At 74.6% G+C, this 11761-nt stretch carries 11 protein-coding genes; 7 read left to right on the forward strand and 4 right to left on the reverse strand.

Annotated elements, in window-relative coordinates; all coding sequences use genetic code 11:
- The first annotated feature begins 6 nt into the window (after window positions 1-6).
- The 4 genes from ABD296_RS18850 to ABD296_RS18865 all read left to right on the forward strand — a co-directional run bounded on the left by ABD296_RS18850 (window position 7) and on the right by ABD296_RS18865 (window position 3379).
- Window positions 7-1041 carry a peptidoglycan-binding protein gene (locus ABD296_RS18850; RefSeq protein WP_344268329.1) on the forward strand — a complete coding sequence of 345 codons (1035 nt, stop codon included), beginning with the start codon at window positions 7-9 and terminating at the stop codon, window positions 1039-1041.
- A complete protein-coding gene (locus tag ABD296_RS18855; RefSeq protein ID WP_344268331.1) occupies window positions 1038-1748 on the forward strand; it encodes an ABC transporter ATP-binding protein in 711 nt (236 codons plus the stop codon). Before ABD296_RS18850 ends, ABD296_RS18855 begins: the two co-directional genes overlap by 4 nt.
- The gene (locus ABD296_RS18860) at window positions 1745-2935 is read left to right on the forward strand and encodes an ABC transporter permease (protein WP_344268334.1); all 1191 of its coding nucleotides are present in this window, start codon (window positions 1745-1747) and stop codon (window positions 2933-2935) included. The genes ABD296_RS18855 and ABD296_RS18860 overlap by 4 nt, the downstream gene beginning before the upstream one ends.
- A gap of 81 nt (window positions 2936-3016) precedes the next feature.
- A complete protein-coding gene (locus tag ABD296_RS18865) occupies window positions 3017-3379 on the forward strand; it encodes a hypothetical protein (RefSeq protein ID WP_344268337.1) in 363 nt (120 codons plus the stop codon).
- A gap of 3 nt (window positions 3380-3382) precedes the next feature.
- Here the strand turns inward: ABD296_RS18865 and efeU are convergent, their stop codons facing one another.
- From efeU to ABD296_RS18880, 3 genes are all read right to left on the reverse strand, one after another.
- Window positions 3383-4252: an iron uptake transporter permease EfeU gene (gene efeU / locus ABD296_RS18870; protein ID WP_344268340.1), complete on the reverse strand. Its 870-nt coding sequence runs from the start codon at window positions 4250-4252 to the stop codon at window positions 3383-3385.
- A gap of 161 nt (window positions 4253-4413) precedes the next feature.
- A complete protein-coding gene (locus tag ABD296_RS18875; protein WP_344268353.1) occupies window positions 4414-5613 on the reverse strand; it encodes a ribonuclease D in 1200 nt (399 codons plus the stop codon).
- Between the two features lie 391 nt (window positions 5614-6004).
- Window positions 6005-6571 carry a DUF3000 domain-containing protein gene (locus tag ABD296_RS18880; protein ID WP_344268343.1) on the reverse strand — a complete coding sequence of 189 codons (567 nt, stop codon included), beginning with the start codon at window positions 6569-6571 and terminating at the stop codon, window positions 6005-6007.
- A gap of 615 nt (window positions 6572-7186) precedes the next feature.
- On the opposite strand from ABD296_RS18880, the gene hemE reads away from it, so the two are divergent.
- Window positions 7187-8194: a uroporphyrinogen decarboxylase gene (gene hemE, locus ABD296_RS18885; protein ID WP_344268356.1), complete on the forward strand. Its 1008-nt coding sequence runs from the start codon at window positions 7187-7189 to the stop codon at window positions 8192-8194.
- Between the two features lie 8 nt (window positions 8195-8202).
- On the opposite strand, the gene ABD296_RS18890 is transcribed toward hemE, so the two are convergent.
- On the reverse strand, window positions 8203-9246 hold the full coding sequence (locus tag ABD296_RS18890) for a DUF4349 domain-containing protein (RefSeq protein ID WP_344268346.1): 1044 nt from the start codon (window positions 9244-9246) through the stop codon (window positions 8203-8205).
- A gap of 144 nt (window positions 9247-9390) precedes the next feature.
- On the opposite strand from ABD296_RS18890, the gene hemG reads away from it, so the two are divergent.
- Window positions 9391-10881 carry a protoporphyrinogen oxidase gene (gene hemG / locus ABD296_RS18895; RefSeq protein ID WP_344268348.1) on the forward strand — a complete coding sequence of 497 codons (1491 nt, stop codon included), beginning with the start codon at window positions 9391-9393 and terminating at the stop codon, window positions 10879-10881.
- Window positions 10832-11536, forward strand: a complete 705-nt coding sequence (gene hemQ, locus ABD296_RS18900) for a hydrogen peroxide-dependent heme synthase (protein WP_344268351.1) — start codon at window positions 10832-10834, stop codon at window positions 11534-11536. The genes hemG and hemQ overlap by 50 nt, the downstream gene beginning before the upstream one ends.
- Window positions 11537-11761: the final 225 nt, after the last annotated feature.

Genomic DNA, 11761 nt, shown 5'->3' on the forward strand with positions numbered 1-11761 from the left:
CGGGCCGTGGCGGCGGGCGGGGTCGCCGCCGTTGTGGTGGCGGCGGGCGGGGGAGTGCTCGCCTGGACGTCGGGCGGTGGGCGGGCCGCGGAGCCGCGCCAGGTGCGGCTCGGGACGGCGGCCGTGACGCGGGGGGATCTCGTGGACACCGAGAAGGTGGACGGGAAGCTCACCTACGACGACGAGCGCGAGGTGTGGGCCGGGGCGTCCGGGGTCGTGACGTGGGCGCCGCAGCAGGGGGCGACGGTGAAGAGGGGCGGGACCCTGCTGAAGGTCGCGGGTGACCCGGTCACGTTGATGTACGGGGGCGTGCCGATGTACCGGGTCCTGCGGGACGGTGATTCGGGCAAGGACGTCCGGGAGCTGGAGGAGAACCTGCGGGCTCTCGGGTACGGCGGGATGACCGTGGACGACGAGTTCACCGGTGCGACCGAGGCCGCGGTCGAGGAGTGGCAGGACGATCGGGGTCTTGAGGAGACCGGGACGGTCTCGCCGGGTCAGGTGGTGTTCCTCGACGGCGCCGTGAGGGTGAAGGACGTGAAGGCGCCCGAGGGGAAGCGGGCCGTTCAGGGGCAGCCGGTGCTGACCGTGGCCGGGACGCGGCGGGTCGTTCACATCGACCTGGACGCCGACAAGCAGGACATGGCGCGCAAGGGGGAGAAGGTGCAGGTCGAGCTGCCCGGCGGGACGACCGTGAAGGGGACGGTCAGCAAGGTCGGCAGCGTCGCCGAGACGACCGGCTCGGGGCAGGATCAGAAGACCACCGTGGGCGTCGACGTGTCGCTGAGCGGCAAGGGCACGGGCCGGCTGGACGAGGCGCCGGTCAGCGTGGAGCTAGAGAGCGAGCGGCGGAAGAACGTGCTGTCGGTGCCGGTGGAGGCGCTGCTGGCGCTCAGGGAGGGCGGCTTCGGGCTGGAGATCGTGGACGGGGCGCGGCGGCGGCTCGTCCCGGTGCGGACGGGGGCGTTCGGCGGCGGGCGGGTCGAGGTCGAGGGCGACGGTGTCCGCGAAGGCGTCCAGGTGGGGGTGCCGGCCGAATGAGGCTCGGAGAGCGCGCGGCCGGCGACGCCATCGTCGAGCTGGCCGGGGTGACGAAGGAGTACGCGAGCGTCGCGGCCCTGCGGGGCGTGGACCTGGTGATCGGGACGGGGGAGCTGGTCGCGATCGTCGGGCCGTCCGGGTCGGGGAAGTCGACGCTGCTGCACATGATCGGGACGCTCGACCGGCCGACGGCGGGCAGGGTGAGGGTGGCGGGGCACGACGTGGCCGGATTGAGCGACCGCGAGCTATCCGCGCTGCGGGCTCGGCACATCGGGTTCGTCTTCCAGCAGTTCCATCTCGCGCCGGGCGTCAGCGCGCTCGACAACGTGGCCGACGGCCTGCTCTACAGCGGCAGGGGCCTGAAGGAGCGGAGGAAGCAGGCGGGGGAGGCGCTGGAGCGGGTGGGGCTCGCGGACCGGGCCGGGCATCGGCCCCACGAGCTGTCGGGCGGCGAGCAGCAGCGGGTCGCGGTGGCGCGCGCGGTCGCGGGCGGGCCGGACCTGCTGCTGGCCGACGAGCCGACCGGCAACCTCGACACGGCGGCCGGAGCCGGGGTGCTGGCCCTCCTGGATGAGCTGAACCGGTCCGGCACCACCGTCGCGGTCATCACGCACGACCTGGACGTCGCGGCCCGTGCGCCGCGACGGATCAGGGTCCGGGACGGGCTGGTCGTCGCGGGCGAGCGGGCGGGGGTGACGAGCCGATGAGCGGGCTCACTCCGGCGCGGCTCGGGCCGCGGGACGTGGTGCGGGTCGGGCTCGGCGGGCTGCGGGCGCGCCCGGCCCGGGTCGTGCTGTCGGCGCTCGGCATCGCGATCGGGATCGCGACGATGGTCGCGGTCATCGGGATCTCGTCGTCCAGCAAGGAGGACCTGCTGCGGCGGCTGGACCGGCTCGGCACGAACCTGCTGACGGCCAAGCCGGGCAAGACGCTGTTCGGCGACCAGGCGGAACTGCCGGAGGCGGCGCCGGAGATGGTCCGGCGGATCGGGCCGGTCACCGGCGTCGGCGCGACCGGGTCGGTGGACGCGACGGTGCGCCGCACCGACCGGATCCCGGTGGAGGTCACGCAGGGCATCGCGGTGCAGGCGGCGTCGCCGGACCTGCTCGCGACGCTCGGCACCGGCGTCGCGAGCGGCCGGTGGCCGAACACCGTGACCGAGCGGTATCCGGGCGTGGTGCTCGGCGCGGAGGCGGCACGGCGGCTCGGCGTGGACGCGGCGGGCGGCCGGGTGTACGCCGGCGGCCGGTGGTTCGTCGTGCTAGGCGTGCTGCGGCCGGCGGAGCTGGCGCCGGAGATCGACCGGTCCGCGCTGGTCGGCTGGGACGCGGCGGAGCGCTACCTCGGCTTCGACGGCCATCCGACGACGATCTACGAGCGCTCCACGGACGCGTCGGTGGACGGCGTCCGGGACGTCCTCGCCCGCACCGTGAACCCGGAGCACCCCGAGGAGGTCGAGGTCAGCCGGCCGTCGGACGCGCTGCAGGCGAAGGCGGAGGCGGCCGGCGCGTTCACTGGGCTGCTGCTCGGGCTGGGCGCGGTGGCGCTGCTGGTCGGCGGCGTCGGGGTGGCGAACACGATGGTGATCTCGGTGCTGGAGCGGCGCCGCGAGATCGGGCTGCGCCGCTCGCTCGGCGCGACGCGCGGCCAGGTCCGCGTCCAGTTCCTGGCCGAGTCGCTGCTGCTGTCGGCGTTCGGCGGTGCGGTGGGCGTGCTGCTCGGCGCGGCGGTGACCGCCGGGTTCGCGGCGGCGAAGGGCTGGCCGCCGGTGGTGCCGGCGTGGGCGCCGGCCGGCGCGCTGGGCGCGACGCTGCTGATCGGGACGGTCGCCGGCCTGTACCCGGCGATGCGGGCGGCGCGGCTGTCGCCGACGGCCGCGCTGGCCACGGTGTGACGCGTCCCTGGCCATGATCCGGCGGGCCGGTGCATGATGGGGGCACCGACGACGTCCCTCCCGGGAGGTGCCCGCACAGCCATGCCCGTGCCACGTCCGCTGCGCGAGCGTTGCCGCGAGTTCCTCGGTGCCGACGGAGAGATCCGCTACATCTTCCCCGCGATGGCCTACGGCGGCGGGGCGGGCTACATCTTCGTCGTCACCGACGACCAGGTCACGGTGATCTCGACCGGCTCGCTGAGCCGCAGCACGCCGAAGAGCATCTGGGGCTCCTACCCGCGCGAGACCCGGATCGGCCCGGTGGAGACCGGCGGCGGAGCGTCGTTCGAGTTCGCCGGCGCCGCGTTCGAGGTGGACGACGAGTACGTCCCGGTCGTCAACGCGGCCGACAGCGAGATCTTCGCCCGCGACAGCCTGCCCCGCGACCCGCTGCCCGATCTGTGACGGTCAGGAGCTCGGCGCCGGCTCGACGGTCTTCTTCGCGGCCGGAGCCGGCCGGGACGGCCCGGTCTTGCGCAGGAACAGCGCCATCACCGGCACCAGGTACGCCGCCCACATGATCAGCTGGAGCCAGGTGATCTGCGGGGTGATGTTCAGGACGCCCTGCAGGACGGTCTGCAGCCAGTCGCCGGGGGTGCCGAGCTTGTCGAAGAACACGTGCGGTTCGAGCGCGACCGAGTTCAGGCCGGGCAGCACGTCGGCCTCCTGCAGGTCGTGGAAGCCGTAGCCGAACACGCCCGCCGCGACGACGATCAGCGCGCCGCCCGTCCAGGTGAAGAACCGGCCCAGGTTGATCTTGAGGCCGCCGCGGTAGAGCAGGTAGCCGAGCACGATCGCGACGACCAGGCCGAGGGCCGCGCCGATGATCGGCTGGGTGGAGCCGCCGGAGGAGCTCTGGATGTTGGTCCACAGGAACAGCACGGTCTCGATGCCCTCGCGGCCGACCGACAGCAGCGCGACGGCGGCGAGCGCGAGCGGCCCGACGTTCAGCGCCCCCTCGAGCTTGCCCTCCAGTTCCGACTTCATGAACCGGGCGGTCTTGCGCATCCAGAAGACCATCCAGGTGACCAGGCCGACCGCGACGATCGACAGGACGCCGCCGAACAGCTCCTGCGTCTTGAACTGCATCTCCGAGGACGCGGCGGTGAGCGCGATGCCGAACCCGGCGGCGAGGGCGACCGCGATCGCGATGCCCGTCCAGACCGGGACGAGGGCCCGGCGGTTGCCGGTCTTCACCAGATAGGCGATGAGGATGCTGACGACCAGGGCGGCCTCCAGACCCTCGCGCATTCCGATGAGGAAGTTGCCCAGGAGCATCGCTGCCCTCCTCGAGAAACACGGATGGTTTAGGCAAAGCTAACCTAAGCCAGTCTGTGCCTCGGCGGCGGCCCCCGCAAGACCCGATCGCCTTACCCCGTCCGGCGAGACGCGCCTCGCAGGCCGGAGCCCCCGCGCCGGGACGCGCGGGGGCGGGCGGATCACTGCGCCGGGAAGTCCAGCCGCAGGAACGCGCGCGCGATCGGCTGCGCCGTCAGCTCGACCTGCCAGCGCCGCGCGCCGAGCCCGCGCAGCGCGGCGCCGATCGCCGACGCGGACGGCTCGTCCGGGGGCGTCCACGCCAGCCGGCGGACGAAGTCGGGCTGGATCAGGTTCTCCGACGGCATCGCGTGCTCGTCGGCGAGCGCGGCGACGACGGCGCGGGCGGCGGTCAGCCGCTTGGCGGCCTCGGGGTCGCGGTCGGCCCAGCGGTGCGCGGGCGGCGGCCCGTCGCCGGGCAGGTTCGACTCGGGCAGCTGCCGCTCGGGCACCGCGCGGGCCCGCGACACCGCGCGCAGCCACGCCGACTGGTGCCGGCGGGCGCCGCGGCCCCGCATGGTGGGCAGCGCCTGCAGGTCGGCGGGGGTCTTCGGCGGGTTCAGCGCCAGCTCGACGATCGCCGCGTCCTGCAGCACCCGGCCGGGGGACAGGTCGCGCTCGCGGGCGATCTTGTCGCGGGCCTCCCACACCTCCCGGACGGTCGCCAGCGCGCGCCGGTTGCGGATCCGGTGGATCCCGGACGTGCGGCGCCACGGGTCGGCGCGCGGCGGCTTCGGCGGGGTGGTCAGGATCGCCTCGAACTCCTCCAGCGCCCACTCCAGCTTGCCGGCCTCCCGCAGCTCGGCCTCCAGCGCGACGCGCAGCTCCACCAGCAGCTCGACGTCCAGCGCCGCGTAGCGCAGCCAGTCCTCGGGGAGGGGGCGGGTGGACCAGTCGGCGGCGGAGTGCCCCTTCTCCAGCAGGAACCCCAGCACGTTCTCGACCATGGAGCCGAGGCCGACGCGCGGGTAGCCGAGCAGCCGCCCGGCCAGCTCGGTGTCGAACAGCCGCTTCGGGACGAGGCCGACCTCCGACAGGCAGGGCAGGTCCTGGTTGGCGGCGTGCAGCACCATCTCGGCGTCGGCGAGCGCCGCGTCCAGCACGGACAGGTCGGGGCACGCGATCGGGTCGATCAGCGCGGTGCCCGCGCCCGCGCGGCGCAGCTGGATCAGGTAGGCGCGCTGCCCGTACCGGTAGCCGGACGCCCGCTCGGCGTCAACGGCGACCGGGCCGGTGCCGGCGGCGAACGCGGCGATGACGCGTTCCAGCTCGTCCTGGTCGACCACGACCGGGGGGACGCCCTCGCGCGGCTCCAGCAGCAGGACGGCCGGGGGCCGCTCCTCGCCGTCCGGCTGCTCGGCGTCCGTCTTCTCGCCGGCCGGCTTCTCGGGCGCCTGCGCGCCGGAGGCGGGGCCCGGCGCCGCGGCGCCGTTCCCGCCGCCCGGGCCGGCCTCCTCCGCCGGGCCGGACTCCGCGGGCACCGCCTTGCGCGGCCCGCCCGGCTTCTTCCCGCCCGCCGGCCGTGCGGCGGCCTCCTCGCCACCGGGGTCCCGGTCGGGACCGGTGGCACGTGTTTCGGACACTCCCACTTTTCCCGTGTTCTCCCCCGCCGCCTCGGTTCCGGACGCTGTGCTCACGTCCCCTACCGTACGTCGCTCTCAGTGCTTCCCGAGGAGGGACGACCCCCCACGCTCCCCGGTCGGCTTCGCCGAGTCAGGTGCCCGTGCCGCCCGGCCGGTCCGGCAGCGCGGCGACACCGGCCGGGGGCAGGCCCGCGGTGGTGCACATCACCTCGCACCAGGCCGTGACGTGCCCGGCCAGGTCGTCGCCGGTCGGCGACCAGGAGGCGCGCAGCTCCAGCTCCGTGGTGGACGGTTCGTCGCGCTTGTCGCCGAAGCTCTCCGACACCGCGCGGGTGATCGTCCCGGAGACGCCCGCGTAGCCGGCCGGCTCGAGCGCCTCGAGCAGCCAGTCCCAGGCGACGGAGCCGATCAGCTCGTCGGCGGCGATCTCCGGTTCGAGGTCGGCGCGGATGTAGGCGACGATCCGGAAGCCGTTCGTCCAGCCCTTGGCGCCCTCGGGGTCGTACAGCACGATGAGCCGGCCCATCGCGACCTCGGTGTCGTCGTCGCGGTAGACCGACCCGGACATGGCCGCGGCGTACGGGGCCAGGCTCTGCGGGGCGGGCATGTCCTCCAGGTCGAGCTCGGGGCGGACGCCGGGGCCGTCGAGGATCTCGCGCAGCGTGTCCAGGGCCCGCTGGAAGGCGGGAGGGTTCATGGGCGGACCGGCCTCGGTGCGGGGGCGGGACTCGTGTCGGTGGTGCCGGGACGGGGTGCCGCCGCGCGCGACGGGAGGGTACGGGGGGGATGCAGGCACAGCACAGTGGGTTTCGTCTCGGGGGCCGGGGCGCTCAGGCCACGGCCCGCGTGGATGCGGCCGGCGATGAGCCGCCGCGGCCGGGGTCCGCGGCGCCGGAGGACCCGGCGGGAACGGGCCGGCCGGAGGACGCCCGGGGGGCCGTCAGCGGCGGGTCGACCAGGACGGCCATCCCGCACTCGACGCAGACCCGCTCGGGGCACTCCGCACCGTGCCCGTCCGGACACGGCGGCTGCTCGAACATACGTTCATCACCGCAGGTGGAGCAGTACAAGGGGGAACCTCCCTCGGCTATGACACGCATCACGTTCGCACGCGCCGGTGACAGAATGCGGGACTTCGCTCGGCGTGTCCGGAACTTCATGGGTCACCGCCGTCACTTCGGTGTCACCCCGGTGCGCCCGGAACGGGTGTTCGTGGGACCATCACAACGTGACCGCTGACGCCGCCCGCTCCAACGACGCCGCTCCGAACCCCCCTGACAAAAGCGGCCCGCTCGCCGAGAGCCCGTTCCTGCTGGCGTGCCGCCGCCGTCCCGCGCCGCGCACCCCGGTGTGGTTCATGCGCCAGGCGGGCCGGGCGCTGCCAGAGTATCTGCGGATCCGCGAGGGCGTGCCGATGCTGGAGTCGTGCGCCCGCCCGGACATGATCGTGGAGATCACGATGCAGCCGGTGCGGCGGTACGGGGTGGACGCGGCGATCTTCTTCAGCGACATCGTGGTGCCGCTCAAGGCCATCGGCGTCGACCTCGACCTCAAGCCCGGCGTCGGTCCGGTGATCGCCGACCCGATCCGGGACGCCTCGGGACTGGACGCGCTGCGCCCGCTCGAGCCCGCCGACGTGCCCTACGTCACCGAGGCCGTTCAGGGGCTGGTCGGGGAGCTCGGGGCCACGCCGCTGATCGGCTTCGCGGGCGCCCCGTTCACGCTCGCGTCCTACCTGATCGAGGGCGGGCCGTCCAAGAACCAGGAGCGCACCAAGGCGATCATGTACGGCGAGCCCGAGCTGTGGGACCGGCTCATGGGCCGGCTCGCCGACATCACGATCGCGTTCCTGAAGGTGCAGATCGCGGCGGGCGCGAGCGCGATCCAGGTGTTCGACTCCTGGGTCGGCTCGGTCGCGCCGGAGGACTACCGCGCCTCGGTGCTGCCGCACACCAGCCGGATCTTCGCCGAGATCGAGCCGCTGGGCGTCCCGCGCATCCACTTCGGCGTCGGCACCGGCGAACTGCTCGGCCTGATGGGCGAGGCCGGCGCGGACGTCGTCGGCGTCGACTGGCGCGTCCCGCTGGACGAGGCGGTCCGCCGCGTCGAGCCGGGCAAGGCGCTGCAGGGCAACCTCGACCCGGCGGTGCTGTTCGCGCCGTGGGAGACGGTCGAGCGGCGGGCGCTGGACGTGCTGGCCCGGGGCCGCACGGCCGAGGGCCACATCTTCAACCTCGGCCACGGCGTGCTGCCGTCCACGAACCCGGACGTGCTGGCCCGCCTCGTCGACCTGGTCCACGAGGCGGGCACCGGGAACTGACAGGACGGCTACCCGGCGGGCGGCGCCTCGTCCGGCGCCCGCTCGCCCTCGGAGTCGCCCGTCCCGCCTGAGCCGCTCGCACCCACCGCGGCGGGCTCCTTGGCGGGCTCGTCGGCGGCCTGCTCCGCGGGCCTGCGGACGCGGCGGCGGTTGCGGTAGGCGAGCACCGGCGCGGCGATGATCGCGGCCGCGACCAGGAAGGGCAGCAGCCAGCCGAGCACGACGGCGACGCCGCCGAGGAAGCCGGTGAAGGCGTGCCATCCGTCGCCGAGCGCGCCGACGAACCCGCCCCGGTCCTCGTGCCGCCGCACGGGCTGGGCCGCGGCCTCCAGCGTGACCGTCACCGTGGCGTACTGAGTGCTCTGGCCCAGCGCCTTCTGGCGCGCCTGCAGCGACTCCAGGTCGGCCTCCCGGGAGGCGATCTCCTGCTCGACGTCGATGACCTCGCCGACCGTCGTGGCCTTGTCCAGCAGCTTGCGGAACGAGGCGAGCGCGGCCTTCGCGGACCGGACCCGGCTGTCGACGTCGGCGACCTCGCCGGTCACGTCGTCGGCCTGCTGGCTCAGCGACAGCTTGGTGCCGAGCTGCTTCGACAGCTGGTCCAGCACGCCCGCGTACCGGTCGGAGGGGATCTTCAGCGTGATCGTCGAGCCGGGCGGGTCGCTCGAGCCGGACTCGTGCTCGACGTAACCGCCGGCCGCGCCCGCCATCTGCTTGGCCGTGGACGCGGACGCGTCCACGTTCTTGGCGCGGACCCGCAGCGTCGCCGTGTAGACGACCGCGCGTCCGGCCGGCAGCGGCGGCTGCGTCGAGGCGTTCCCGTTCGTCCCCGCGCCGGGCCTGCCGGCGCCCTTGCGCTCGTCGAGCGCTCCGGCCGCGGCCTTGGGCCCGCCCGGCGAGGCCGGGGTCGCGGCTTCGCGGCTCAGGCCGTTCGCCGACGAATCGGACGATCCGCCGCCTCCGCACGCGGCCAGCGTCCCGGCCAGGGTCCCGGCCAGCGCGAGGACGATCAGTGCGTACGGGATCTGCCTGACGCTTCTGACGTTCAGCATGAGCCTTGGACGAAGTGGCGCAGATCACCGTTCCGGCGGCCGGGTCGCGATCCGGCCACGGCCCGGGCACGCCCGGGTCACGGGCGTGCAGGGTCACGGGCGCCCCGGTGCGCGGTGGCAGGGGGCGTCTGGAAGGCTGGGCGCATGACCCCGTCTCGACCCGCCGCGCACGCCGTCGTCGTCGGGGGCGGCATCGCGGGCCTCACCGCCGCGCGCGCGCTCGCCCGTGCCGGCGTGCGGGTGACCGTGCTGGAGGGCTCCCCGCGGATCGGCGGCAAGCTGCAGGTCAGCGAGGTCGCCGGCGTCCCGGTGGACGAGGGCGCCGAGGCGATGCTCGCCCGCCGCCCCGAGGGGCTCGGCCTGGTCCGCGACCTCGGCCGCGGCGGCGACCTGGTGCACCCCGGCACGACGTCCTCGGCGATCCTCAGCCGCGGCGCGCTGCGGCCGATCCCGTCCGGGCAGGTGATGGGCGTCCCGTCCGACGTGAAGGCGCTCGCCACGTCCCAGGTGCTGTCGCCGGCCGGGCTGGCCCGCGTGCCCCTTGACCTGGTGCTGCCCGAGACGCCGCGCGGCGACGACGTGTCCGTCGCCGACTACATCGGCGCCCGGATGGGCCGCGAGGTCGTCGACCGGCTCGTCGAGCCGCTGCTCGGCGGCGTCTACGCCGGCCGCGCCGAGCGGCTGTCGTTCGACTCCACGCTGCCCGCCGTCGCCGCCGCCGCGCGCGCCCACCGCTCGCTGATCAACGCCGTCCAGGGCATCCGGGAGTCGGCGCCGAAGGACCCCGGCCCGGTCTTCGCGACCCTGCCCGGCGGGCTCGGCACGCTGCCGCCGCTGGTCGCGGCCGACATCGAGGCGGCCGGCGGAACGGTCCGGGTGAACGCGACGGTCCGCGAGCTGCGGCGCCGCCCCGACGGCTGGCGGCTCACCGTCGGGTCCGCCCGCGCCCCCGAGCACGTCGACGCCGACGCCGTCGTGATCGCGGTGCCCGCGGCGCCCGCGTCCCGGCTGCTGGGCCACGAGGTGCCCGCCGCGGGACGGGCGCTCGCCGGCATCGAGTACGCGAGCATGGCGATCGTCACCCTCGCCTACCAGGCCTCGGCGTTCCCGAAGCCGCCGGAGGGTAGCGGGTACCTCGTCCCGGGCGTGGAGAGCGACACCGGGGCGGGCGGCCGGGGCGTCAAGGCCGTCACCTTCAGCTCGGTAAAATGGCCCCATCTGCGCGACCGCGACCCGGGCGTGATCGCCGTCCGGTGCTCCATCGGCCGGTTCGGCGAGGAGCACGTGCTCCAGCGGCCCGACGACGAGCTGAAGGCCGCCGCGATGGCGGAGCTGGCCGCCACCGCCGGCGTCACCGAGCTGCCCGTCGAGGGCCGGGTGACCCGCTGGGGCGGGGGCCTGCCGCAGTACAACGTGGGCCACGCCGACCGCGTGGCCGGGGTCCGCGCCGCGGTCGCCCGCGAGCCGGGGCTCGCCGTCGCCGGCGCGGCCTACGACGGCCTGGGGATCCCCGCGTGCGTCGCCTCGGCGACCGCGGCGGCCGACCGGGTGCTGGACCATCTGCGCAGTCGAGGAGGAACCAACGATGTCAGGCACGGAGCCGGCGGCGAAGCCGAAGGCACGCGAACTCAATAACGTCATCCGCTACACGATGTGGTCGGTGTTCAAGGTGCGCGACACCGGCGCCCTCGGCGAGCAGCACGCCGCCGAGGTGCAGGACCTGCTCGACCAGATGGCCGAGAAGGACGTCACCACCCGCGGCTCCTACGACGTCGCGGGCCTGCGCGCGGACGCCGACTACATGTTCTGGTGGCACGCGTCCAGCCCCGACGACCTCCAGGAGGTCTACACCCGGTTCCGCCGCACCGCCGTGGGCCGGGCGAGCGAGCCCGTGTGGTCGCAGATGGCGCTGCACCGTCCCGCCGAGTTCAACAAGAGCCACATCCCGGCGTTCCTCGCCGAGGAGGAGCCGCGCGGCTACGTGTGCGTGTACCCGTTCGTCCGGTCCTACGAGTGGTACCTGCTGCCGGACGAGGAGCGCCGCGCGATGCTCGCCGAGCACGGCAAGATGGCGCGCGACTACCCTGACGTCCGCGCCAACACCGTGTCGGCGTTCGCGCTGGGCGACTACGAGTGGATGCTGGCGTTCGAGGCCGACGGGCTGCATCGCATCGTCGACCTGATGCGGCACCTGCGCGGCGCGCGCGCCCGGCTGCACACGCGGGAGGAGATCCCCTTCTACACCGGCAGGCGCAAGCCCCTCGCCGAGCTGATTTCCCACCTCCCGTAACGGCGCATCCGGGATCTTGCCCGACGGGAACGTACAGATCCCTAGGATCCGCCCAGAATCCGGACGCAACGGCAGTAAAGTGCCGTCGTGAACGAGACTCCCGCCGAACCCTCGCGCGGGCGGCACGCCAAGCCGCCGTCCGAGCTGTCCGTCCGCTGGAACCGGATGCTCGCGGCGGCGACGCGCCGGCACGGGAGGCGCCGGCTGGTCGCAGCCGGCGCCGGC

This window comes from Actinomadura napierensis, from assembly GCF_039529375.1.
Lineage (GTDB): Bacteria > Actinomycetota > Actinomycetes > Streptosporangiales > Streptosporangiaceae > Spirillospora > Spirillospora napierensis.